Origin of the sequence: Snodgrassella alvi (genome assembly GCF_040741455.2) — a bacterium.
GTDB classification, from domain to species: domain Bacteria; phylum Pseudomonadota; class Gammaproteobacteria; order Burkholderiales; family Neisseriaceae; genus Snodgrassella; species Snodgrassella alvi_E.
This window is the reverse complement of record NZ_CP160328.2, coordinates 2,209,951-2,235,600: the sequence shown is the minus strand read 5'-3', so window position 1 is coordinate 2,235,600 and position 25,650 is coordinate 2,209,951. Positions and strand designations below refer to the sequence as shown.

Genomic DNA, 25,650 nt, shown 5'->3' with positions numbered 1-25,650 from the left:
TGATATAAGCTGCTCTATCAACTCACAGATAATCAATATAGAAAACAACTTTATTCATATCATGCTTTGCTTTCACTCACCTTATTATATAAATTTAAATAATTAATCAAATTATGTTTTTAATACAAAAATTACCAAATACATTTATGCAAATCAAGAAAATTAGTTTAAAAAAAATTTTTCTAAATATTTTGCAATATGCGCTCATTAATATCAGTTAATAATATATTACCATAAAATAATAAGATACTAAGTTCAGCGTCATTTGGAACTATTTCTAAAATAATTGTTTATACTAGGTTTTAATGTATATCGAGTCGGCTAACCGTTTTATCATCTGTTGATTCTTATAAGTATTATCATATTACACATTGTCAGCTGTTATTGGTTCTGAATCTTATCAATATATATAACTGATAATTTCCAATTTTTAATCACAAAATATTTATATGAGCCGTTTTCATTCGATGAGTCTGAAATTAAAGTTGAACTAGCTTCACCTTAGAAACGTACCATAACGGTTATCGTTAACTGACTTATTTTATATCTGTGATTAATGCTAGGAACGATTTTATTTACCTTTTTGGTGTAATATTCCACAGCAAAATGGCTCAAAAATTCGATATCGTATTAGGTGTTTTTTTACCTTTATAATCTTTTTTTTTGGCCAGAGTATATTAATGAGTACCAAAAGGCAAAAATTTGGCAAAAACTAATAGTCATAATAGTGATCGTGATTAACAGAAACAATCCCAGGTTTATAGGGACAGTTTTAATGCGTTCTGTATTGTCTTTTTTGGGCTAATAGTCATTAATCTAACAATAAATTTGATTATCTATCCAGATATCATTCCTACATTGAATCAACCCAATCTGATTGCACTATTTTTATGTCATTTGTATGATAATGCGTTTCATACTGAGAATTTCCATCGTACGCTTGAAGACTATCTAGCCAAAACAATTGTAATCAGAGCATGCTTTGAGTTTACAAACATCAACTGCCTGCGTACCATAGCTGACAGTTGTTTTACATTTACACATAAAAAACAATACAAGGGAATGCATCATGCCACAATACCGTTCGCAGACATCCACAAACGGGCGAAATATGGCCGGTGCGCGTGCACTATGGCGCGCCACCGGTGTCGCCGATCAAGATTTTGGCAAACCAATTATCGCTATTGCCAACTCTTTTACTCAATTTGTACCAGGCCACGTACATCTACACAATATCGGTCAATTGGTTGCACGTGAAATTGAGCGTTCCGGCGGGATCGCTAAAGAATTTAATACTATTGCCGTAGATGATGGCATCGCCATGGGGCATGAAGGTATGCTTTACAGCCTACCCTCACGCGATTTGATTGCAGATAGCGTTGAATATATGGTTAATGCGCATTGCGCTGATGCCTTAGTGTGCATATCCAATTGTGACAAAATCACCCCGGGCATGCTAATGGCGTCAATGCGTCTCAATATTCCAACTATATTTGTTTCTGGTGGCCCTATGGAAGCCGGTAAAATCATCGCCACTACAGACGGCCAGCAGCACACACGCAAACTGGATCTGATTGATGCCATGATTGAGGCCGGTAACGATAAAATCAGCGATGAAACCGTTGCTAAAGTGGAGCGCAGTGCCTGCCCAACCTGTGGTTCATGTTCGGGTATGTTTACCGCTAATTCTATGAATTGCCTGACAGAGGCACTGGGCTTATCTTTACCCGGTAATGGCTCACTATTGGCCACTCATAGTCTACGCAAAGAACTGTTCCTTGAGGCCGGCCGACGAATTGTTGAGCTTACCAAACGCTATTATGAACAGGATGATAGCAGTGTGCTGCCACGAAGTATTGCAACAAAGGCTGCGTTCAATAATGCCATGAGTCTGGATATTGCCATGGGAGGTTCTACCAATACGGTATTACACCTACTTGCCGCTGCGACTGAAGCTGGTGTGAATTTTAAAATGGCAGATATTGATCAGTTGAGCCGGCATGTACCCTGTCTGTGCAAGGTGGCACCGGCCACACAAAAATATCATATGGAAGATGTTCATCGCGCCGGAGGCGTGATGGCTATACTGTCCCAGCTAAATCGTGCCGGCTTGCTGGATACCAGTGTACACACTGTACATATGCCTACATTGGCCGAAGCCATCTTACATTGGGACATCAGCGATCCAGCCAATACTGATGCCCGTCACCGTTATCAGGCGGCTCCGGGTGGTGTACGCTCTACTGAGGCTTTTTCACAAAGCTGCATCTGGCCTGAGCTTGATTTAGATCGCGAAAACGGTTGTATTCGTGATAAAGAGCATGCCTACTCACAGGATGGCGGTTTGGCAGTGTTGTTTGGTAATCTGGCTGAACGTGGCTGTGTGGTGAAAACCGCCGGTGTCGACGATAGTATTCTGAAATTCACTGGCCGTGCCCGTGTATTTGAAAGTCAGGATGAGGCTGTTGAAGCGATACTGGGTAATCAGGTTGTGGCTGGCGATGTTGTCGTTATTCGTTATGAAGGTCCCAAAGGGGGGCCCGGTATGCAGGAAATGCTCTACCCGACCAGTTACCTGAAATCCAAAGGTCTGGGCAAAGCCTGTGCTCTACTCACCGACGGCCGTTTTTCCGGTGGTACATCCGGTTTGTCTATCGGACATGCTTCTCCTGAAGCAGCCGAAGGTGGCAATATTGGGCTGGTGCATGAGGGCGATATCATTGAAATAGACATTCCGCAGCGACGCATACATTTGGCAGTCACCGATGCAGAATTAGCGCAGCGTCGAGCAGAAATGGAAAGCCGTGGTGCTCGTGCATGGAAACCGGTAAAACGTCAACGCCATGTTTCCGTTGCATTGCGCGCTTATGCCGCCATGACTACAAGTGCCGATACTGGTGCAGTTCGTGATGTATCTCAGGTAGAGAGGCAGGATTAATTAATCTAAACATTACCCGTTTTGCAGCGAAATTAAAACTCGATCTGTAAAACGGGTATTTTTTATACTTAATATAACTCTATTTCTGGTTTTGCTCATAAAAAACTATTTGGCAGCCAAAGTTTCTTAATTATTACATCTACATGGTATCAGCAGGAATAGCATGATGCGTGTAATCGTGTTATGTTAACTAGGATATTTCCTGTTTCTTAACTGTCTGACCATGTCTACAGCAGATTTTCCTTTCCCTGTCAGTACCGCCACGCAGGCTAAACTGGCCAAGCTCAATATCAATAATATCTGGGATCTGGCTCTGCATCTGCCTTTACGCTATGAGGATGAAACTCATATTACCCCAATTGCCGATGCTCGTGCCGGTATTCCCGTACAGATTGAAGCCACGGTCATTCATCAGCAAATCCAGTTTCGTCCCCGTAAGCAGTTAATCGTACAAGTACAAGATTTATCCGGACATGTTCTGTATCTGCGATTTATTCACTTTTACCCCAGTCAGCAAAAGCAACTAGCAGAAGGGAAAGTGATTCGGGCGTTGGGAGAAATCAGACACGGTTTTTTTGGTGATGAAATGGTGCATCCAAAAATCCGCACTGATATTGAGCAAGGACTATCAGAAAGTCTAACTCCTGTTTATCCCACGGTTAATGGCCTGAATCAACCTGCATTGCGGCGGCTGATTCAGGCCGCACTGAAACATCTGCCTGACGACGATACATTACCTGATGAGCTATTGCAGCAATTGCACTTACCACCATTATTACAAAGTCTGAAATTTCTGCATTCTCCTCCACCAGAATACTCAGTACAGGATTTACATCAAGGCACCTTACCTGCCTGGCAACGATTGAAATTTGATGAGTTACTGGCACAGCAACTATCGATGCGGCTGGCACGCCAGCAGCGATTAAAAGGACATGCTGCAGCTTTATCTGGTGATGGACACATCAGCAAGCTTCTACAGACAAATTTAGGTTTTGCTTTAACCAGTGCCCAGCAACGTGCTATTAATGAAATCAAAACCGATCTGGCACAAACACATCCAATGCATCGTCTATTACAGGGAGATGTAGGCAGTGGTAAAACCATTGTATGTGCACTGGCCGCCGCTATTGCGGTGGAAGCAGGTTTTCAGGTTGCAATAATGGCGCCCACAGAAATTCTGGCAGAACAACATTATCTGAAATTTCAACAATGGTTTGCCTCTCAAGGCATAACAGTTGGCTGGCTCTCGGGCAGTGTGCGCAAAAAAGCTAGAGAAAAAACCAAAACAGAGCTGGCAAATGGAACAATGCAACTTGCTGTAGGTACACATGCCCTGTTTCAGGAAGATATTTCGTTTCATAATTTGGGTTTAGTCATTGTTGATGAACAGCACCGCTTTGGCGTAGCTCAACGTTTAGCACTGAAAAATAAGGGCAGTGATGTACATCAGTTGATGATGTCTGCTACACCGATACCACGCACATTAGCCATGAGCTTCTTTGCTGATCTGGACGTCTCAGTTATTGATGAATTACCACCGGGACGCACCCCTATAGTGACCCGACTGGTCAACAGTACGCGTCGGCAGGAAGTTGAAAAACTGGTACAACATACCTGCATTCAGGGTCGGCAAGTGTACTGGGTGTGCCCGTTAATCGAAGAGTCGGAAACATTACAGTTACAGACGGCAGTTGATACCGTTGCCCAGTTACAAGCGGCATTACCCCAGCTAAACATTGGCCTGATATATGGGCGCATGAAATCGACGGAAAAAGCAGAAGTGATGGCCGCATTTGCGGCTGGCACGATACAGGTGCTGGTAGCCACAACGGTCATTGAAGTGGGTGTAGATGTCCCAAATGCCAGCTTGATGGTCATTGAACATGCAGAACGGATGGGGCTAGCGCAGCTGCATCAGCTACGTGGTCGTGTGGGTCGTGGTTCTGCGGCCAGTCGCTGTGTTTTATTGTTTAGTGAACCGTTGAGCGATTTGGCAAAAGCCCGTTTGAAAGTGATTTATGAAAATACCGATGGATTTGAGATTGCTCGGCAGGATTTGAATATCCGTGGACCGGGAGAGTTTCTTGGCGCGCGTCAAAGCGGTGTACCAATGCTGCGTTTTGCAAATTTGGAAGAGGACTTGCCCTTACTGGAAAAAGCCCGCAATCTGGCACCACTGCTGATTAATCAGCAACCACAAGTGGTCAGAAAGCATTTACAGCGCTGGCTGGCGCAACGAGCTGCTTATCTTGGTGTATAAAGGATGATGGTTACGGGATTTAAAATCCTACTAACACTTTACTTGCACACAATTTTTATAAAAATCAATCCCTTTTTAAGTTTTTCATCATTTATAAGTTCAAAATCCCGCTCAAGATTTATCTGTGCATTCTTTAGCTCGTTTTATCTATCGATGTCTGAATGAATTGTTTAGGATTATTGAATATAATTATAATGATTTCATTATTTATCAATATATTAATATCATTTGTATTTATATATTTTTTAAAATTATTTCTTATTTTTTTATGCCATCTTATACTTGAATGATATTTGGGAGAGCAAACCAGCAACTATCATCGGTTAAGACAAAATCCGAAATTGATTTCAAGTGGCCGTTATTCAACAGTAATAGCTTCAAGCATAACTGATAAACATACATTCTACGTTAGCAGATGTATATCTCATTTATAAAATGCAATTGTGATTTCAGCCTGATTCTATAATAATCATGAATTATTTAATATTTCAAATATTTATCTAAAACATATCACTGTATCTGTATTTTATCACCTACAAATAGTCAGATTATTCTTTTTTCTAAATAAGAAAATAAAAAAACCTGTTTGAACAATCAAACAGGTTTTTAGAATCTGGCACGCCCACGGGGAATCGAACCCCGGTTACCGCCGTGAAAGGGCGATGTCCTAACCGCTAGACGATGGGCGCGTTAGCTTGATGGTGCACCCGGAGCGATTCGAACGCCCGACCCTCTGGTTCGTAGCCAGATACTCTATCCAACTGAGCTACGGGTGCACTGCTTTCGAACTCGTTTAAGAGTCACCGAAAATCAAGAAGCGCGATAATACGCAATAATTTGCTTTTTGGCAAGAAAAAAAACCGCACAAAATTAAAAATAATATTTATACACATGATTTAAATAATTATTTATCCATTTAATCAGTGCTAATAATTACAACATGCCAATACCCGACACTTCGCGTGCCAGCTTCGCTGCTGTGTTATCCGTCATCCCGCCAACAAAATCCAGCACTTTCATATAAGCCTGATACAAATTATCGTCACGAGTTAGTTTCTGCTCTTTCAATAATGACAAAGCCAGCTCCTGCCGCTTGCTCATTTTGTCGGTTTTAATAAAGTCATGTACTGCTGGTACCAGCAGACCCAATATCGAACCAAGACAGGGGAAAGTAGCGATTTCGGTAATTAATTTGCTCTGATGACGAAATATGCGTTTACATGCCAAATCCTTAGCAGCATTAAGCGCATCACTAACATCAGGACTTGCCAGCTCAATAAGATCTTTACCGCAAAATTCGCCGTTTAATAAATCTCCATGATACTTGATAAAGGTATGCGCGATATCATCTACAGCACGGCCAATGGCGATACCGCGCAATCGTGCACAGTGCGCCTGACTAGTGTCTGAATGCAAGTTATATTCCTGATTGATCAGTCTAGATAAAATTTGCTCAACTTCTTTTACCTGCAATAGTTCCAGTTCGACTGCATCTTCTAGATCGAGTAATGCATAGCAAATATCATCAGCCGCTTCCATCAGATAGGATAAAGGATGCCGTACCCATTGATTCTCACCCGCAGTAAGCAAGCCTAGCTGTTGTGCTACGCAGCGAATAAAAGGCAGTTCAGTCTGATAAATATTGAATTTACTTCGCCCTTTTTGTGCTGAACTTGTCCAAGGATATTTCATTAAAGCGCCGATAACCGCCGCTGTGAGCCGCATTCCGCCATCATTCTGATACATTTCCAGACTAGCTACCAGACGCAGGCTATGAGCATTACCTTCGTAAGTTTCAATATCATTGCGTTCAACGGCACTGAGTTTATGTAAATAATGTGCATGTTGCGGATCACGGAACCATTCACGCAAAGCCTCTTCACCAGTATGTCCAAATGGCGGATTGCCAAAATCATGCGCTAAACAAGCCACCTGTACAATGGCTCCGATATCAGCTGGGTGACTGTCTGGTGGTAAAAAATCACCATTTGCAAGCATTACGCCGACTCGATTCCCCAGACTACGTCCCACACTAGCCACTTCTACACTGTGTGTCAGGCGATTGTGTGTGTGGTCATGTAAAGCAAATGGATGCACCTGTGTTTTACGTGCTAGCCGGCGAAAACCACTGGAAAACACCACACGGTCATAGTCTATATGAAAATCTGTACGTAAAGCTTCTGCACCTTCTTCACTGGACGCGGTTACGGTTGGGACGATACTGCCATTGTTCGGTTTAAAACGCTGGGTACTTAACAGTTGTTTCCAGGTCATCCTGTATCGAGATGTTGTATTCATATTTCGGCAGTTGACAAGCTGAATGCTCCCTGATTTTTTCAGTCCAATATCATCTTTATCAGGCATTCAACCTTGTTTCAACTCATTTATTCCTTCGTTATTATGCTGCCTTAATGATAACATGCTGCAATCGGCATCGGAATCAGAATTGATTTTTCCATTCGCGTAAGCAGGTAAAAACAGCCAGCGGCTGATTAGCATTTTGTCGCGGCAGACTATGTTGTATTGCAGCGGCGATTACCTGCGGCTGGCTGATACGTAAAAAAGGGTTGATAGTGCGTTCATGAACTAATGTAACCGGCAGAGTTGGCGGCGTTTCAGCTTGTCTTGAGGCTTTCTGGATTGCCTCATTATCCGGCTCAACTGCATGCGCAAATCTTAGATTGGCCGCAGTATATTCATGTGCCGGATAGAACAATGTATTAGGTGAAAGACTGTTTAGACGTTGCAAACTGGCAAACATTTTGGCCATGGCTCCGGGAAGCACCCGCCCGCAACCTGCACTGAAAAGTGTATCACCACAAAACACATGTTGCCGGCTCTCATCATCGGTGAGTATATAAGCCAGATGATCTTCTGTGTGCCCAGGTATGTGCCATACGGATACCTGTTGTCCGAAAGCTGCAAACCGACTCCCTTCTGTAACTGGCCAGTTTACCAGCCTCCATCTATCCGACCCAGTAATCACACACCGTGGAAACTGCTGTAACAAAGCAGAAACCCCGTCGATATGGTCATAATGTGTATGAGTCAGCCAGATGGCACTTAGAGTTATCTCATGCGCAATCAGATAATCAATGACACCTTGCGCTTCTCCGGGATCTACTACAACAGCCTGCTTTTCCTGATGTAACAGCCAGATATAATTATCAGTTAAGGCGGGTATCGGAAGAATCTGCATCACAGCCCACTCCAACTTTAGCAATACAATAACCAATATTGCAACGCAATCAATGTCTTACCATCATGAATCTGATTACTGGCCAACGCTTTACGCACCTCTTCCCTACTGAGCAAAACAGGCTCGATTATCTCATCTTCGTCTGCGCTCAGCTTACTATCAGCTTGCACATTTTCAGCAAGATAAAGATACATTTTTTCATCACCAAAGCCTGGAACGGTGTAAAAAGTGTAAATTAGTTTAACTTCTGTGGCTGTATAAGGGGTTTCTTCAGCCAATTCACGCACAGCAGCGTGAGCCGGATCTTCATTTTTTCCATCCAGCTTACCAGCGGGAATCTCAAGTAAGGCTTCCCCTACCGGATAACGCCATTGACGCACCAATACTACTTTTTGTTCTGATGTTACCGCCAACACTGCAGCTGCACCTGGATGCTGCACCACTATCCGTTGCGCCTGATTACCATTGGGCAGACAAACAGTATCTTCAAATACATTTATAAAGGTACCATGATAAACTTCTTCACTGCTGATTTTAGTTTCGGTTAGATTCATAAGAATAAATTTTTTAGTGTAGTTGAGAACCTTAGCGTAGCCATTTCAACTGTAGTTGACAATATTAGTGACGCTGCTTTAGCGTAAAATAAATGAATCTGTATCCTGTTTCGGTAGTTTGTTTATGTATCGGTCCATATTTGCGATTGCTGGTGGTGCGGCACTGGGTGCTGTTGTACGTTGGCTATTAAGTATCAGTCTAAACACCATTCATTCCACTCTACCCTATGGCACCTTAGCTGCAAACTGGATTGGCGCTTATTTGATCGGGTTGTCAAGTGGTCTGTTTCTACATTTCGTAAACATAGCCCCCGAATGGCGCTTGTTCGTTATTACAGGGTTTCTGGGCGGATTAACCACGTTTTCAACCTTTTCCATGGAATCAGTACAATTACTTCAGTCCCACCGCTATGTTCTTGCACTCACCCATATGCTTTTACATACAGGCGGTTCTCTGCTGCTCACCATATTCGGCTTGTTTTGCATACAGTGGTGGCTAAAATTCGTCTGAAAAATACTATAAAGAAGTCATATTGAAGTACTGCCAATAAAAAAACAGCATAGATATGCTGTCCATATTCTTCTTACTTCTTATCAACCGTCTATTGGTCTAAGAGGGGTATCCAAAGTCAGCTGATACAAAGCCGCATCCAGCCAGTGGCCAAATTTAAATCCTATCTGTGGTAGCGTGCCTACATGAGTGAAACCCAGCTGTTCATGCAGGGCGATGCTGCCACTATTAGCCGCATCAATCACCCCCATAAGAACATGCATATCAGCCTTGCGTGCACGTTCAATCAGTTCCTGCATCAGCATGCGCGCCAGACCCTGTCGACGGCAGTCATCACGCACATAAACACTGTGCTCTACAGTATATTTATTTGCTGGATAATCTCTGAATGCACCCCATGAGGCAAAAGCCAGCAGATCACCATGCTCATTTACTGCACCGATTACAGGACAGTTACGCGCACGTTTGGCGGCAAACCAGCCATGCATAAATGCCAGTGTACGCGGTTCATAATCATATAGAGCCGTAGAAGAAGCAATCGTATGATTAAAAAGTGCCAAAATGGCTTCTGCGTGTGCCTGCTCATTACAATCAACCAGTTTTACCGCAGAATTTTTGCTTGTACTCATCATTATCTCCCATATAAAAAAACTGCCTGTGTGAACAGGCAGTCAATATAAATCAAACCAGACCTTTCTTGGCCAGATAACCTTCATAATCACCCAGATAATATTCAAAGCCACCTTCACCATCTAGCTCAATAATCTGCGTTGCAAGACTGGACACAAACTGACGATCATGGGATACAAACACCAATGTACCTGGAAATTTTTCCAGTGCCATATTTAGCGCCTCGATGCTTTCCATATCCATATGGTTGGTCGGTTCATCCATAACCAGCACATTTGGTTCTTGTAAAATCAGCTTACCATACAGCATGCGGCCTTTTTCACCACCAGACAGCACCTGTACCTGTTTACCGACTTCATTGCTGCCAAACAACAGCCTCCCGAGTGTGCCACGGATAACCTGCTCATCATCACCTTCTTTACCCCATTGGCGCATCCACTCAGTTAACGTCATCGGTACGTCAAAATCATTTTCATGATCCTGTGGGTAATAGCCAACCTGTGCTTTTTCCGCCCATTTCACACTACCACTATCCGCTTTAATACCTTCGTTATAAGCTTCATCATAAGCTCCTGCCAAGAGTTTCAGCAAAGTGGATTTACCGGCACCATTTGGGCCGATAATTGCCAGCCGTTCCCCCGCATCCAGCATAAGACTCAGCTTTTTGAACAATTGGCGGTCAAATCGTTTAGATAAATCCTGCACTTCCAATGCCTGCCGGTGCAATTTTTTCTTATCATCAAAATTAAAACGAATAAACGGACTCTGACGGCTGGATGGCTTGACTTCCACCATATCGGCCTTGATTTTATCTGCCAGCTTGGCGCGGCTGGTAGCCTGCCGTGCTTTAGATTTATTAGCCGAAAAGCGAGCCACAAACTCCTGCAGCTCCTGCAATTTTTCCTTGGCTTTGGCATTGTCTTTCAGTGTACGTTCGCGAGCCTGCGTAGAAGCCAGCATATAATCATCATAATTACCTGGATACAGCGTAATGCCACCATAATCCACATCAGCCATGTACGTACACACTTCATTTAAAAAGTGGCGGTCGTGCGAAATGATAATCATGGTAGATTCATAACTATTCAATACACCTTCCAACCAGCGGATGGTGTTGATATCCAGATTATTGGTGGGCTCATCCAGCAGCAGCACATCCGGTTTGGAAAACAATGCCTGCGCTAACAACACGCGCAGCTTAAACCCCGGTGCCACTTCACTCATACTAGCATTATGCAAATGCTCATCTATACCCACACCGGCAAGCAATTCAGCAGCTCGGGCTTCCGCCGTATAACCGTCGTATTCTGCAAATTTGGCTTCCAAATCTGCCGCGCGCATATAATCATCTTCAGTTGCATCCGGATTGGCATAGATAGCATCACGCTCTGTCATCGCGGCCCACATTTCAGTGTGCCCCATTAAGACCACATCAAGCACACGCATATCTTCATAAGCAAACTGATCCTGCCGCAGTTTACCCAGACGGAGCCCCTGATCTATGGCTACTTCACCACTTGTAGGCTCCAGATCGCCACCCAGAATTTTCATAAAAGTTGATTTACCTGAGCCGTTGGCACCAATCAAACCATAGCGATGGCCGCCACCGAACTTCACCGATACATTCTCAAACAATGGCTTAGCGCCAAACTGCATCGTAATATTATTGGTACTAATCACAGGAATGCTTCCTTTAAAATCCTGACAAAATAGACTGATTTTAGCACAGGCTTAGGCCGAAATTCCGCAAACCGTATTCCGACATTTACAATAAAGGCATTAAAGTGTAAAAACCACTTTTATTTACCACTGATGCATACTGTCATGACCCGATTAAGCCCCAGAATGATTGCTTTATTATTGCTCTGCGGAGCCATTGCTGGTGTGGCAGGTATGTCCTTAATCGGACTGCTGCATATGATTCAGCAGCTTGTCTATGGCATCAGGCGTATTGACGGCATCACTTTTCGAGACATGGTAGAACAAACCAGTGCTATGCATCGTCTGCTGGCTGTGTCTGGCTGCGGCATAGTGGGTGGCATTGGCTGGTTTCTGCTGCACCGTTTTGGTGCCAAACTAGTAGATATCAAACAGGCCATCAGTACCAGCACCACCCCCATACCGCTAGGTACGACTGTGATTCATGCGTTGCTACAGATTTTAACAGTGGGTATGGGCTCACCCCTCGGGCGGGAAACCGCTCCACGTGAAATTAGTTCTGCTCTGGCGGATTGCATCAGCCGTCGATTGCAAATCAGCGCCGAGGAACGGAAAATTCTCTTAGCCTGTAGTGCGGCAGCAGGTCTGGCAGCGGTGTTTGATGTACCACTAGCCGGTGCCCTGTTTGCTCTAGAAACGCTACTTTTCAGCTTTCAACGCCAATGCGTGATTGCTGCCTTAATTTGCTGCACAACTGCGACATGGGTAGCACGGTTGGGTTTAGGCAGTTCAACTTCCTATCAGCTACCGACACTTACTCTTAATAGTACATTATTAGTTTGGGCGTTATTACTCGGCCCTATTATCACCGCCGGTTCTTGGCTGTTACAACAGCAATTAGCTTACTGTAAACCCGCAAACCGCAGCACACCGCGCCTAATTTTTATCAGTGTTGCCGCTTTCGTACTAATAGGTGTACTGGCAATGTGGCTGCCGGAAATACTGGGCAACGGAAAAGCAGGTAATGAATTATTATTTAATGACAGCATTAGTTGGCAATATGCAGCAGCTCTGCTTATTGGCAAGTGGCTTGCCTTGTTACTGGCTACACGAGCCGGTGCTTATGGCGGTTTTATTACACCCTCAATGATGATTGGTGGCCTTGTTGCCTTACTTGCGGCTACCGCATGGAATAGTATATTGCCTCCTGTGCCCTTGATAGCAGCCGTAGTAGTTGGAGCAACAGTTTTTCTGGCGGTACAGCAAAAAATGCCTCTGACCGCAATATTATTTGTAATAGAAATAACCAATATCACACCTGATATTATTATGCCAGTCAGCTTGTGTCTGCTGACTGCTCTTCCAGTACAGCAGGCACTAAACAAATAGAAAATCTGCGCCGAATTCCTCACTTATACTGAGCAAGTTTCACCCTCTGCCAGCCAGTCGTGTATCTGTAAATACTTGGCTAGCTGAGCTTCAGCAGAACCCGTTTCAGGCTCATACTGATATTCGAAACGGGCAGCAGGCGGCATAGACATCAGGATAGATTCCGTACGTCCGCCAGCATTTAAACCAAACTGTGTGCCTCGGTCACAGAGTAGATTAAATTCTATATAACGTCCGCGCCGGTAGAGTTGAAATTGTCGTTCACGCTCGCCATATGATATATTCTTGCGCCGCGCCACAATTGGCAAATATGCTTGTGTATAGGCTGAGCTCACCGCCTTTATAAAAGCAAAACATTGAGCAAAATCCCAGCGGTTTAAGTCATCAAAAAACAAACCGCCCACCCCCCGCTGCTCTCGCCGGTGTGGCAAATAAAAATAGCGGTCACACCACTGTTTGAATTCCGGATACACTGCTTCTCCAAATGGCAGACAAGCTGCCTGAGCTACCCGATGCCAGTGTAAAACATCTTCTTCAAACGGATAAAACGGTGTTAAATCAAAGCCTCCACCAAACCACCATACAGGACTGGCGTGCTCAGGATAGGCCACAAACAGACGCACATTGGCATGGCTAGTAGGCACATAGGGATTACGCGGATGGACTACCAGTGATACCCCCATAGCTTCATAAGGTGCTCCAGCCAGATGCTGACGTTGCCGAGTAGCAGAAACCGGCATTGCTTTACCCTTTACATGGGAAAAATTTACTCCTGCCTGTTCAAATACCGCCCCGTCTTTTAAAACCCTCGTACAACCAGAACCTAAAGCACCAGACCAATTATCTATTACAAAACTGCCCGTTCCATCAGCTCCTGCCAAAGTATCAGCTAAATCGATCTGTAAATTTTTAAAAAAATCTAAAACTTGATTAAATACATCACCACTCATGAAAAAACCACAAACTTTGATTAATTAATATATGTATAATGTTAATTAATTTACAGCACAAAACAGCCACAGCAACAGAATTTTTAAATCTGTGGATTATTGTGTAAGAAAAAGTATTTTACTGCACATTTATCAACTGCAATACACCAGTAAAAATATCAATAAACCGATAAATGTCAGAATTGTGTCTTCGGCACTAAATTTATTACGCACACTATTAAAATAAGGAAATTTCAATGCAACTTTATCTTTACGACCATTGCCCTTTTTGCGTCCGTGCGCGGATGATATTTGGAAAAAAAATAGTACCAGTTGAAAATATTTTTCTGCTAAATGATGATGAAAACACACCCATAAAACTCATTGGCAAAAAAATGGTACCCATACTAGTCAAAGATGATGGCAGCGCCATGGGTGAAAGTCTGGATATTGTGCAATACATCGACAAACTTTCAGACAGTACACATTTAAGCCCTACTGTCCGACCAGAAATTCAGGGCTGGATCAAAATCGTTGATACTTACCGAAACTTCCTCACCGCACCACGTTGTACACAGATTAATCTGCCTGAATTTGCTACCCAAAGCGCCATTGATTATTTCGTCAACAAAAAAACTGCCATCTACGGCGATTTTCAACAGCATCTACTAAACAGCCAAACCTACATCGAACGTCTGAACGCCGACTTAATTGCCTTATCACCACTCATTCACAGCGACCGCGGTGCGAATGGAACTTTTGGCATGGAAGACATCCTGTTGTTCCCGATTCTGCGCAATCTCACTATGGTTAAAGGTATTGAATGGACTGCGCCTGTATTAGACTACATGCACAGCATGAGCCGCATTACACGCATACCACTATATGACGACCGTTCAATCTGAAACAGCCTTTTTATATTGGGCAGCCGCTATAAGATGCGGCTGCTTTTTTATTTAAATAATATTTGAAATTATCAACTTATAATGAATTTTATTAACATTATTGTATTGTGGATTTCACAATACTACAATAGATTAAATATTGATAAAGAATTAACATACCTTTAATTTCAATATTTTGAATAACAATTATAGCCATAATATTCAGAGGAATATCCAGCATAGTATATATTTATTCAAAAGCATTAATAAGTGATCAATTTTAGAGGAAATACATCATGTCTAAAACCAAAACCGTTTCAGAAATACTGGTTGATGTACTCACTGCAGCAGGAGTAAGCAACTGTTATGGCATCATCGGGGATACTTTGAATTTTGTCGGCAAAGCCATCCAAAAAAGCAGTATAAACTGGGTACACACCCGTCACGAAGAAGCTGCCGCATTTGCCGCCGGTGCGGAAGCCATGATTACCAACAAGCTTACAGCTTGTGCCGGTTCCTGTGGACCAGGCAGCCTGCATTTGATTAATGGCCTATATGAATCAAATCGAAACAATGCACCTGTGATTGTCATTGCTAGCCAATTAGCCGCTACTTCAATGGGAACCGGCTTTCCACAAGAAGTTGATTTTCTCAAAGTCTATCAGGATACCAGCGTATTTTGTCAGATGGTAAATCAGCCACAGGAAGCACAACGCATATTTACGCAAGCTGCTCAGGCTGCCATCAATAAACGTGGTGTAGCCGTTGTCATCCTGCCTAGTGACATCAGCAAGATGGAAATAGCCGAACAACCCATACAGATTTGGCAGCCACAGCCGGTAACCAGACCAAATGATCAAGAAATCGAAAAACTAGCCGAAGCCATTAATCAGGGTAAAAAAATCACCATCTACGCCGGCTATGGTAGTAAAGATGCTCATGACGAAGTAATTGCTCTGGCAGAAAAACTAAAAGCGCCGGTGGTACACACTTCACGAGCTAAAGACAGCATTGCCTGGGATAACCCTTATCAAGTAGGCATGACGGGTATGTTCGGCACCAAAGCCGGCTATGAAGCAATCAAGGAATGCGATACGCTTTTATTATTAGGCTGTGGCTTTGCATGGTCTGAATATTATCCTGACCACACCAGCATCATTCAAATTGACCATGATGCGACTCAGCTGGGGTTACGTCATCCAATCAATCTAGGACTAGTTGGAGATGTAAAAACCACTTTGCAAAATGTGCTCCCTAAAATCCAAGCTAGAAGCGACAGCAGCTTTCTGGATCACTACACTGCACTATTTGCCAAAATCATGGAGAAATTTCAATCATTTGCCACCCCGGATGATAAACACCCAATACATCCGCAGCAATTAGTTGAATTAATTGATAAATATGCAGATGATGATGCTCTGATTACGGCAGATGTCGGTACACCGATGCTCTGGGGTGCCCGCTATCTAAACATGAACGGTAAACGGCGCTTTCTCACCAGCCTGAAACACGGCACTATGGCTAACAGCATGCCTCAGGCTTATGGCTTTCAAAAAGCATTTCCAGGCCGGCAGGTAATTTCTTTATCAGGTGATGGCGGACTAGCCATGCTGATGGGTGACTTACTTACTGCCAAACAAGAAAATCTGCCCATTAAAATTGTCGTTTTTAACAACAGCTCCCTTAACTTTGTTGAGCAGGAACAAAAAGGTGAAGGACTGGTCGAAGTGTATGTAGACCTGAAAAACGGCGATTTCAAGACTATAGCCGAAGGTTGTGGCTTTAGCGCGCAAAGTGTAAGCAAATCTTCCGAACTGGAAACAGCCGTTCAAAGTTTTCTGGCACACAAAGGACCGGCTTTGCTGGACGTGGTTATCAGCGACAAAGAACTGATTATGCCTCCTTCAATCAGCTATGAGAATGTTAAAAACATGGTTTGGTATGGTTCTAAAGCCATTCTTGAAGGCAAAGGTAAAGATGTTATCGACATGATAAAAAATAATATTTAAACCAAAACGAACAAACTTACTGCTCAGCATCCGGTTGGGCAGTAAGTTTTATTATATCGGTCAGATTTTGGTAAACCATTTAAAATATCTATTTTAACGAAATTGCCCCTAAATCAGCCTAAGTTTAGAGTTTGGAATTTTCCAAAATATCACATTTACTAAATACAAAATATTCAGAAAAAAATAATAACCAGCTAATATCCCAAAAAATATCACTAAATAAACTTAAAATAGCGCAAGGTATCTGACACACCTTGGCTCAGAATCATCAGATACCATATAGCCTAGACTCATTCTCAATCGAGCTTTGCCCTAAATTGGTTTTGAGAATTCTGTTTTGAAAATCATTGCAGTTTACAGAATTCACACAGTCTAACAACACTTTATAATTAAAACGTTAACTTATTATGTTCAATAATAGCTGCTTTTTAACAATCCCTTTCAAACATCAAATAATCAATCATCAGTGAATTAACTACGCAAAAAAAAAGGATATTTCGTTTTTAACAACACTTTATTAAAAATTTATAATTATTAAAATCAAATAGTTAAATATTAACAATAATTAATTCTTTTCAATCAAAATGATTTAACGTATTGTTATTTCATAGCTTTTAATCAAATTGATTAAAAGCTATCTGTCTGCGGGAATTTTGTACGGACTGTTTCACAGACCACACAGAAAAACTTCAGGCTAGAAATTAATATGATCATTCACAGCTGTAATAAGCTACCCAGCGATTGAGTTAAACTCAATAGTTGGGTAGTTTTCGTTTAAAAATCGATTTTAATCCGCATCAACGGAGATATATAAACGGATATACCCGTTTATTCCTGTTTATTTAGCTGGCGGACAGCTTTTTTCATCTTACGATACCAAATACGCTGTTGTCGCTTGTCTGGCAATCCACCTGCACCATATTGCCAATCAATATATTGCATCAGCAAAGCTGCCAAATCTGCATTAAGGAGATTATGTTCGGCCAGAAGAGCTTGCAGCTCCAGCGGTCCCATTGCCGCTAATTCATCTTCTTCACCTTCTATTACGGATTGCTTCAGCAAATTAATGCCGTCAGTAAGCGGCTGTGACTGCACATCTCCCTGCCGCCGCAACCAAAAAACTAACGGCAATGCCATAATGATGATGACAACAACAACCATCACAACCAGTACAGAGACAGGTAAATTTTTCAAATTTAGCCACGTTAGAATTGATTTCTGGCTTCCTGTATCATAGTTGACAACCCATTGCTGCCAGTAAAACTGGCCATTATCCAAATATTTCTGTAATAAAGGATAAGAAGATGTCAAACTGGCACGTTGACCTGCGGGGAGAGCATCTTCAATCCCTTTTTCTATCCGTGAAGCAGCGGCTGCAGTAGTCGGATCCACACGCTGCCATCTGCCTTTTTCTGCAATCCAGATTTCAACCCATGCATGTGCATCCTTGCTTCGAATCTGCCAAAATTTCCCTTCAGGATGATATTCACCACCCTGATAGCCAACTACCACTCGTGCAGGCACACCTACCGCTCTTGCCAGCCACACAGTGGCATCTGCATAATGCTCACAAAACCCTTCTCTACTTTGAAATAAGAAAAAATCCGTACGATTTACAGGTTCATCACTGGTTTGAGGAGTGAGTGTGTATTGAAAGTGATTATTACGAAAATAATCCATTATATGACGGATGAATTCTTCACTACTACCAGATTGTCTGGCCATCTGCTGTGCCAATTGACGAGTTTGAGGATTTAATCCATCCGGCAGCTGAGTGTAATAACTCAGTAAAGCCTCATCCATCTGCTGATATAAATATGGCGTCAACTGAGAATACAAATGAATACGACGTAAACCTTCTCTGCTACGATTTACCCGCACCACATTGCCAACGCGTCGGTTTAAATCTGGCTGACCGTCAGCCAAGGGTTGATCTAACGCTGGAATACGGCCATGGTCATCCTGAATAATCAGCTGGTAACCCAAAAGCCGATTATTGCTTTGCTGAGCCAAATTATCCTTAGACGGCAATTGCAATGAGTCTTCATCTGTGTATTGTTCTTTTACTGCCCGCCATTCACCATCATAATTTCTACCCATTACCAATACACGCCAGTAAAGATCGGCTTGTCTGGGTTTAATATCATTATCAAAGGTAGCATTGAAAATCAACGCATTGTCTAGGACTAAATTACTGACACTACCCGCAACCAGCGTATCCGATATACCTGTTGTAGCAGCTGATTGCTGCGGCTGGGGTATTCCCCATAAGGGCTTATCCTTACGTGGGACAACTAGAAACAGAATCACCGCCAATGGAAAAGACAGTAACAGAATCAATGCACCCTGACGAATAGCGGCTGATGGCTGAGTAGCGGCGAGTAAACCTAAAGCCGAAATAAGGCAGAATAAAGCCACAATCAGCCAGGGCGCCATCAGTATGCTCTGATTAAACAGTAGGCCGCCACCCATTAAAATCAACTGAGCCAGAAGCAGAATTTGCCAGTCACGCAAGGTTTCTCCCTCGAAGGCTTTCAGCATAATCATCAGCATCAGCAAGGAAACACTAGCATCACGTCCAATGATGGTACCCAGTCGAAAATATATCCATACCGTCGAACCCAGCAATAATATTACCAATGCCCATAATGGCAGCTTTTTGATTTTAGTAAAAAGTAAACCCACTCGTATCAGCCAGAGCAAGGCAAATGCTGCACCAACACTCATAGGTAAATCAAACAGCAATGGTAAAGCTATCCAAGCCAGCATCAGCAACAGAATTAACTGCGTACGCTTAGGGGGAGATTTACGCAAAAATACCGGATCAGCTAGCCACATTACCATCTACCCAGAGCATTCAGACATTGTGTTCGTTGTGCAGTCGCTGCTTCATAGCGCTGACGCGGTAATTCGAGAATATACTTTTCACCACGGGCATCTGCGGCCAATACTCTGAAGCACATTTTACTGGCCATCTGTTCTACACTGGTGCCCTGCGGATAATCGCGATAGGAAATCAGCAATGGATCTGCCAGCGGAGCACCTTGGTCAAAATACTTATCCAGTAAATCACCACTTTTAGCATAATGCTTCCATGCAATCTGCCGTGCTGAAATAGCATTTTGGTGTGGAAGTAGATAAGCCGGATCTTGTCCACTCTGGCTGATTTGGCTGTTTTGCTCACCACTAATGCTTTTTACTGACGAAATAGTATGTTCGATCGGTTGTGGAAAAATAACAATTTCATCTGTAAATTCCCACTGTGTTTTAATCATTACCAGACCAAACGGAGCCATACTGGCACCTGCTAACATTAGTGTTGGCAAAATGCCGCGCCGTTGTGGTGGTAAAGTCCAGACAAAATCAGTATTCTCAGGTGTAATTTTCCACAGCTGCCAGTCCTCTGGAGTACCGCTAATTTCCTGTGCCGTCTGTAACCATAACCAACGTGTTCGTTTACTATTGTCACAGGCACGTAAAGTCAGTACACAATCTTTACCGGCAAAATATTCTGATTGCGGCACAACAGCCAAAATCAGACCACTTAGCTGCCGGAAACTGGCCAGCGCCCCAAACACCAATATACCAAGTAGCCAAAATACCAGCGCATAAGCTACATTGATCTGATAATTCACCGCCATAATCCACAGCAGAATACAGGCAATAGCCAATCCCCATCCCATGCGTGTCAGATTAAAACGTATATTTCGAGCACGCAAAGCCGTATGCCCGTCTATCAACGTGGGTACGGACACCTCAGACCACGGCAACATTATCCAGCATCCCATTAAGCAGCGTACTGCTTCTGGATTGACTCTGCACTGGTTGCAGGCGATGTGCTCCCACGGATACCCAAACCGCTTTTACATCTTCCGGTACCACATGCGCTCGCCCATGTATCCAAGCATAGGCTTTGGCTGCCTGAACCACTGCCAAGCCAGCACGAGGACTCAGACCAACAGCAAACATACCCGGAGTCCGCGTAGCCGCCACCAGTCGGTACACATAATCAGCAGCGGCAACAGATAAATTAACTTTAGCTACTTCTGCCTGCCACTGCTGCAGTGTTTCCCCATTACAAACGGCTTTTAGGCGTGGTACAAATTGGCGGCGTCCGCCAGAAACATAAAGCAGCTTCTCTTCTTTTTCAGCAGGATAGCCGATACTCAGACACATCATAAAACGATCAAGCTGCGATTCAGGCAAAGGATAGGTACCGAGCTGTTCGGTCGGATTCTGTGTAGCCACTACCAGAAAGGGCTTAGGCAGTGTATAAGTTTTCCCATCTACAGAAGCCTGCCCTTCTTCCATCGCCTCTAATAAAGCCGATTGCAGCTTGGGTGAAGCACGGTTGATTTCATCGGCCAGTAAAAAGGAATTGAAAACCGGTCCCGGATGAAACACAAATTCGCCACTTTTAGGCTGGAATATACTCACACCAAGCAAATCAGCCGGCAGCATATCGTTGGTGAACTGAACACGCTGGTATTTCAATCCCAGTACTGCAGCCAGTGCATGAGCGAGCGTGGTTTTGCCGACTCCTGGGACATCTTCCAGCAGAATATGTCCGCGAGCCAAAACACAGGTCACAATCTGAATCAGTAATTGTTGTTTACCCAGAATCAGGGCATTAAGCTGTTTGAAAATTGGTTCTAGTTTTGGATTCATGTATTAAAATAGTAGATAAAGGGTCTTTAGCAGCAATACTGATAATAGTTACAATGCATTTCTCAAAGATAATAAACACAACAAAAGTTGTTTATTATGTTTTCATGCAAAAAGCATTGATAAAAGTACAGACTGAAAACACAAACTGTATGATTAATAACTAAGTTTAACATTATGTATGCTAAATAGTAAATTAATCAATGCGAATATATTCCACAGCCAGTATCTCAATATTTTCCACCCCATCCGGACCATGCAGGCGTACTTCATCACCTTCATGTGCTTTAAGCAATGTACGTGCCAGCGGCGATACCCATGAAATCTTATTACGACTAGTATCAATCTCGTCGGTACCTACGATGCGTACCGTTTGTTCTATTCCATTGCCGCGTAGAATGGTTACCGTTGCACTGAAAAATACCTGATCACTTGCCTCACGTGTTTCTGGGTCAATCACCTGAGCAGCCTCAAGCCGTTTAGTCAAAAACCGAATACGCCGGTCAATTTCTCGCAACCGGCGTTTACCATACAGATAATCACCATTTTCACTGCGGTCTCCATTACCGGCTGCCCAGTTAACCACGTTCACGATTTCCGGCCGTTCCTTGTGTACCAGTTGATAAAGTTCGTCCTGTAAAGCCTGATGACCGGCTGGTGTAATGTAATTGGGCGCAGGTTGCGTCTGCACATCAGACATAATCTGTCTCCATATTTAACACAAAAAGGCTGTCTGAAAAATACAGACAGCCTGCTTCATTTTCAGCTGACTCAGTGGTTATTTACGCTGCGCATCCACAGCAGCCAAAGCAACCATATTGACAATACGGCGTACAGAAGCCATAGGAGTAACAATATGCACGGATTCATTCATACCCATCAGAATCGGGCCAATGGTTACACCATTAGAAGAAGTACGCAACAAATTGTAGCTGATGTTGGCTGCCTCAACATTAGGCATCACCAGCAAATTAGCTGCACCTTTAAGCTGGCAGTCCGGCATTAATTTCTGACGCAGTTTTTCATCCAGAGCCAGATCACCTTGCATTTCACCATCGACATTCAGTTCTGGATCTGCTTCTTTAATCAGAGCCAGAGCTTCCTGCATTTTGCTGCTGCTGGGCTGTTCCAGTGAACCGAAGTTGGAATTAGACAACAGCGCCACTTTAGGTTCGATACCGAAGCGTTTGATCTCATTCACACACATCAGTGTGTTTGCAGCAATTTGCTCGGCAGTAGGTTCAGGATTGACGTAAGTATCAGCAATGAACATATTGCCTGAAGTCATAATGAGTGCATTCATTGCACAAGCATTCTGCTCAGCATTGTTATAGCCAATTACTTCTTCCAGAATATTGAAATGGTCATGGAAACGGCCAACTGTACCACAAAGCAAGGCATCAGCACTGCCCATTCGTACCATCATGGCACCAATCAGTGTAGAGCTGCTAATCATGCGGCGACGTGCCATCTCTTCAGTAACGCCATGACGTTTGCGCAGCTCATAATAAGCCTGCCAATATTCACGGTAGCGCGGATCATCCTGATTATTGACAATTTCAAAATCTTTGCCTGACTGAATAGTCAGACCTAGCTTTTTCGCCCGTGCTTCAATAACGGCCGGACGGCCGATAAGAATTGGGTAAGCCAGTTTATGATTGACTATATGCTGCGTAGCATGCAAAACGCGCTCATCTTCACCTTCACACAATACCACACGTTTTACATCTTTCTTCGCCTGTGAGAATACCGGTTTCATAAACAGACTGGATTTGTAAACAAACTGACTCAGTTTTTCTACATAAGCATCCATATCTGCAATCGGACGGGTTGCAACACCTGAATCCATCGCTGCTTTGGCAACAGCCGGAGCAACAACCGCAATCAGGCGCGGGTCAAAGGGTTTCGGAATCAGATATTCACGACCAAAAGACAACTCGGCATTACCATATGCTGCAGAAACTTCGTCACTCAGCTCGGCTTTTGCCAGCTCAGCAATAGCGTGCACACAGGCTAATTTCATCTGTTCATTAATAGTGGTAGCGCCGACATCCAGCGCGCCACGGAAAATGAACGGAAAGCACAATACATTGTTTACTTGATTCGGGAAATCAGAACGTCCTGTACCAATTACAGCATCCGGCCGCGCTGCTTTGGCTTCCGGCGGCCATATTTCTGGTGTCGGATTGGCCATAGCCAAAATAATCGGGTCTTTAGCCATGGTTTTGAGCATGTCTACGCTCAGAACATTCGGGCCGGACAAGCCAAGGAAAATATCCTTGCCATGTACCGCATCAGCCAGCTTGCGCTGACCATTATCAGGAATGGCAAATAGTTTTTTCGATTCCACCATGTTTTCTTCGCGATTCTGGTAAATTACACCTTTAGAATCACACACAGTGATGTTTTCGCGTTTCATGCCCAGCGCTACCAAGAGCTCCAGACAAGCAATAGCCGCAGCACCAGCTCCAGAGCAGACTAGCTTAACCTGACTGATATCCTTACCTACTACTTCCAAACCATTTTTAATCGCTGCTGCGGTAATGATAGCAGTACCATGCTGATCGTCATGGAATACCGGAATATTGCAACGTTCACGCAGTTTTTTCTCAATATAGAAACATTCCGGTGCTTTAATATCTTCCAGATTGATACCACCGAAAGTCGGTTCCAGAGAAGCAATAATATCAACTAATTTATCTGGGTCAGTTTCGTTTACTTCGATATCGAATACATCAATACCGCCAAATTTTTTGAACAGTACCCCTTTGCCTTCCATTACCGGTTTGCCGGCTAATGCACCAATATTGCCCAACCCCAGCACGGCTGTACCATTGGAAATTACAGCCACCAGATTACCGCGAGCAGTATAACGATATGCATTCAAGGGATCACGGTGAATTTCCATACATGGTGCAGCCACACCCGGTGAATAAGCCAGTGACAAATCATATTGAGTAGCCAGCGGCTTGGTTGGCGTAATTTGAATTTTACCGGGACGGGGTTCTTCGTGAAAATGTAATGCTGCTTCTTTGATTAATTCATCCATATCTGTTCTCAGTCTTAGGTTTTTCAACACCAATAAGCTGTTCTTGAAAGAGCACGCTAAAAGTCACTTCTATCAGAGCAATTTATAAATCATAGGCATTGATAAAAGTAGTTCACATTATAGCGTTATTTAACAAAATCATGCACCGTTTTATTGTCAGTATAATCAACTGCCATCTTTTAGAAATATCAGCTTTTACCCATGCATTGGCATTTTTTATACTAGCCATATATGGAATAGAGCATGTATAGAAAATTTAGCTTTATGTTAATAAATTAGCCCTACTCTACCAAATATTTATTTACTTCTAAAAAAATTAGATTTATTGCTTTTTAATATTTTGTAGCTGACTTTCATAACCTAATTTGTATAAAGAAATCTTAACTTATCATTATGTGATTTGCATGATTATAAAACCATACTCAAATGCGAATTAGGTTCCTCAAAATATAATCGCAATCTTGTATTGGATGGCAGTATTTTTCTGCAATCAATCAAAAGATGCTATAAACCACTATAATGAAAGCATAAATTTTATTTTTTGTGGTATCTGTTTGTCTCTGGATGCTTTATTGAAATCTATTTTATTTGGCCATTTAAAATATTTCATTGATTTACATATGGTATTCTGGCCAGCCAGTCTTATAGAAGACACTATGCTGTTAAAAATCAGGCATTTTATTCAAAGCTTTTGATTGAGATATAACTTCGTGATTCATTTTCTCAATTAATAAATAGTCTTTACGTTTAATCAATAATTTACCTGTCGCATTCATCTTCAATTCTGATATACCAGAGAATATAAAGAGGGTTTATTTAGGCAGAATGATTTAGTATTTTTACTTAGGAGAAGGAAGTCAGGTGTTTATACAATTGATATTAAATTTATATAATTAACGGTTTTAGAATAACGTTATTGTATCCACAACGTTTATATTTTTGAAAATATGCTGACAGTCTAATGCTTTAATTAA

At 42.8% G+C, this 25,650-nt stretch carries 17 protein-coding genes and 2 tRNA genes; 6 read left to right on the top strand and 13 right to left on the bottom strand.

From position 1 onward, the window contains the following. The first annotated feature begins 1,069 nt into the window (after positions 1–1,069). The gene (ilvD, locus tag ABU615_RS09955) at positions 1,070–2,938 is read left to right on the top strand and encodes a dihydroxy-acid dehydratase (protein WP_370388942.1); all 1,869 of its coding nucleotides are present in this window, start codon (positions 1,070–1,072) and stop codon (positions 2,936–2,938) included. Positions 2,939–3,161: 223 nt separating this feature from the next. Continuing rightward, positions 3,162–5,198, top strand: coding sequence for an ATP-dependent DNA helicase RecG (recG, locus tag ABU615_RS09950; RefSeq protein WP_370388941.1), 2,037 nt, complete (start codon positions 3,162–3,164; stop codon positions 5,196–5,198). Between the two features lie 614 nt (positions 5,199–5,812). Here the strand turns inward: recG and ABU615_RS09945 are convergent. The 5 genes from ABU615_RS09945 to ABU615_RS09925 form a co-directional block, all read right to left on the bottom strand. Next, positions 5,813–5,887, bottom strand: a tRNA-Glu gene (locus tag ABU615_RS09945). A gap of 10 nt (positions 5,888–5,897) precedes the next feature. After that, positions 5,898–5,974, bottom strand: a tRNA-Arg gene (locus ABU615_RS09940). 157 nt (positions 5,975–6,131) lie between these two features. Further along, a complete protein-coding gene (locus ABU615_RS09935) occupies positions 6,132–7,472 on the bottom strand; it encodes a deoxyguanosinetriphosphate triphosphohydrolase (protein ID WP_370388940.1) in 1,341 nt (446 codons plus the stop codon). A gap of 166 nt (positions 7,473–7,638) precedes the next feature. Beyond that, entirely contained in the window at positions 7,639–8,397 is a 759-nt protein-coding gene (gene gloB / locus ABU615_RS09930; protein WP_367490545.1) for a hydroxyacylglutathione hydrolase, read from the bottom strand. A gap of 17 nt (positions 8,398–8,414) precedes the next feature. Then, complete coding sequence (locus ABU615_RS09925; RefSeq protein ID WP_367488929.1) at positions 8,415–8,951, bottom strand: NUDIX hydrolase; 537 nt, start codon at positions 8,949–8,951, stop codon at positions 8,415–8,417. A gap of 124 nt (positions 8,952–9,075) precedes the next feature. On the opposite strand from ABU615_RS09925, the gene crcB reads away from it, so the two are divergent. After that, complete coding sequence (gene crcB / locus ABU615_RS09920) at positions 9,076–9,462, top strand: fluoride efflux transporter CrcB (RefSeq protein ID WP_100139909.1); 387 nt, start codon at positions 9,076–9,078, stop codon at positions 9,460–9,462. Positions 9,463–9,545: 83 nt separating this feature from the next. Here crcB and ABU615_RS09915 read toward each other — a convergent pair whose 3' ends face one another. Continuing rightward, entirely contained in the window at positions 9,546–10,091 is a 546-nt protein-coding gene (locus ABU615_RS09915) for an N-acetyltransferase family protein (protein ID WP_367488935.1), read from the bottom strand. A gap of 52 nt (positions 10,092–10,143) precedes the next feature. Then, the gene (locus ABU615_RS09910; protein WP_100152361.1) at positions 10,144–11,772 is read right to left on the bottom strand and encodes an ABC-F family ATPase; all 1,629 of its coding nucleotides are present in this window, start codon (positions 11,770–11,772) and stop codon (positions 10,144–10,146) included. Positions 11,773–11,916: 144 nt separating this feature from the next. On the opposite strand from ABU615_RS09910, the gene ABU615_RS09905 reads away from it, so the two are divergent. Continuing rightward, positions 11,917–13,140, top strand: coding sequence for a chloride channel protein (locus ABU615_RS09905; protein ID WP_370388939.1), 1,224 nt, complete (start codon positions 11,917–11,919; stop codon positions 13,138–13,140). 23 nt (positions 13,141–13,163) lie between these two features. Here ABU615_RS09905 and hemF read toward each other — a convergent pair whose 3' ends face one another. Further along, on the bottom strand, positions 13,164–14,090 hold the full coding sequence (gene hemF / locus ABU615_RS09900) for an oxygen-dependent coproporphyrinogen oxidase (RefSeq protein WP_370388938.1): 927 nt from the start codon (positions 14,088–14,090) through the stop codon (positions 13,164–13,166). 236 nt (positions 14,091–14,326) lie between these two features. Here hemF and grxB point away from each other — a divergent pair, with 236 nt between their 5' ends. Both grxB and ABU615_RS09890 read left to right on the top strand, forming a co-directional pair. Then, positions 14,327–14,974, top strand: coding sequence for a glutaredoxin 2 (grxB, locus tag ABU615_RS09895; protein ID WP_370386430.1), 648 nt, complete (start codon positions 14,327–14,329; stop codon positions 14,972–14,974). Between the two features lie 275 nt (positions 14,975–15,249). Next, positions 15,250–16,962, top strand: a complete 1,713-nt coding sequence (locus ABU615_RS09890; protein ID WP_370388937.1) for a thiamine pyrophosphate-dependent enzyme — start codon at positions 15,250–15,252, stop codon at positions 16,960–16,962. An 828-nt stretch (positions 16,963–17,790) separates the two neighbouring features. Here ABU615_RS09890 and ABU615_RS09885 read toward each other — a convergent pair. The 5 genes from ABU615_RS09885 to ABU615_RS09865 form a co-directional block, all read right to left on the bottom strand. Continuing rightward, a complete protein-coding gene (locus ABU615_RS09885; RefSeq protein WP_370388936.1) occupies positions 17,791–19,800 on the bottom strand; it encodes a transglutaminaseTgpA domain-containing protein in 2,010 nt (669 codons plus the stop codon). Further along, positions 19,800–20,735, bottom strand: coding sequence for a hypothetical protein (locus ABU615_RS09880; RefSeq protein WP_370388935.1), 936 nt, complete (start codon positions 20,733–20,735; stop codon positions 19,800–19,802). The genes ABU615_RS09885 and ABU615_RS09880 overlap by 1 nt, the downstream gene beginning before the upstream one ends. Continuing rightward, positions 20,719–21,630: a MoxR family ATPase gene (locus ABU615_RS09875; RefSeq protein WP_267408139.1), complete on the bottom strand. Its 912-nt coding sequence runs from the start codon at positions 21,628–21,630 to the stop codon at positions 20,719–20,721. The genes ABU615_RS09880 and ABU615_RS09875 overlap by 17 nt, the downstream gene beginning before the upstream one ends. A 193-nt stretch (positions 21,631–21,823) precedes the next feature. Beyond that, complete coding sequence (gene greB / locus ABU615_RS09870) at positions 21,824–22,327, bottom strand: transcription elongation factor GreB (protein ID WP_100139899.1); 504 nt, start codon at positions 22,325–22,327, stop codon at positions 21,824–21,826. A 78-nt stretch (positions 22,328–22,405) separates the two neighbouring features. Next, a complete protein-coding gene (locus tag ABU615_RS09865; RefSeq protein WP_370388934.1) occupies positions 22,406–24,676 on the bottom strand; it encodes an NADP-dependent malic enzyme in 2,271 nt (756 codons plus the stop codon). Positions 24,677–25,650 lie beyond the last annotated feature (974 nt).

Coding starts and splice junctions, on each gene's coding strand:
- ilvD (WP_370388942.1), top strand. CDS start 1,070: ATGCCACAATACCGTTCGCAGACATCCACAAACGGGCGAAATATGGCC.
- recG (WP_370388941.1), top strand. CDS start 3,162: ATGTCTACAGCAGATTTTCCTTTCCCTGTCAGTACCGCCACGCAGGCT.
- ABU615_RS09935 (WP_370388940.1), bottom strand. CDS start 7,472: ATGACCTGGAAACAACTGTTAAGTACCCAGCGTTTTAAACCGAACAAT.
- gloB (WP_367490545.1), bottom strand. CDS start 8,397: ATGCAGATTCTTCCGATACCCGCCTTAACTGATAATTATATCTGGCTG.
- ABU615_RS09925 (WP_367488929.1), bottom strand. CDS start 8,951: ATGAATCTAACCGAAACTAAAATCAGCAGTGAAGAAGTTTATCATGGT.
- crcB (WP_100139909.1), top strand. CDS start 9,076: ATGTATCGGTCCATATTTGCGATTGCTGGTGGTGCGGCACTGGGTGCT.
- ABU615_RS09915 (WP_367488935.1), bottom strand. CDS start 10,091: ATGAGTACAAGCAAAAATTCTGCGGTAAAACTGGTTGATTGTAATGAG.
- ABU615_RS09905 (WP_370388939.1), top strand. CDS start 11,917: ATGACCCGATTAAGCCCCAGAATGATTGCTTTATTATTGCTCTGCGGA.
- hemF (WP_370388938.1), bottom strand. CDS start 14,090: ATGAGTGGTGATGTATTTAATCAAGTTTTAGATTTTTTTAAAAATTTA.
- grxB (WP_370386430.1), top strand. CDS start 14,327: ATGCAACTTTATCTTTACGACCATTGCCCTTTTTGCGTCCGTGCGCGG.
- ABU615_RS09890 (WP_370388937.1), top strand. CDS start 15,250: ATGTCTAAAACCAAAACCGTTTCAGAAATACTGGTTGATGTACTCACT.
- ABU615_RS09885 (WP_370388936.1), bottom strand. CDS start 19,800: ATGTGGCTAGCTGATCCGGTATTTTTGCGTAAATCTCCCCCTAAGCGT.
- ABU615_RS09880 (WP_370388935.1), bottom strand. CDS start 20,735: ATGTTGCCGTGGTCTGAGGTGTCCGTACCCACGTTGATAGACGGGCAT.
- ABU615_RS09875 (WP_267408139.1), bottom strand. CDS start 21,630: ATGAATCCAAAACTAGAACCAATTTTCAAACAGCTTAATGCCCTGATT.
- greB (WP_100139899.1), bottom strand. CDS start 22,327: ATGTCTGATGTGCAGACGCAACCTGCGCCCAATTACATTACACCAGCC.
- ABU615_RS09865 (WP_370388934.1), bottom strand. CDS start 24,676: ATGGATGAATTAATCAAAGAAGCAGCATTACATTTTCACGAAGAACCC.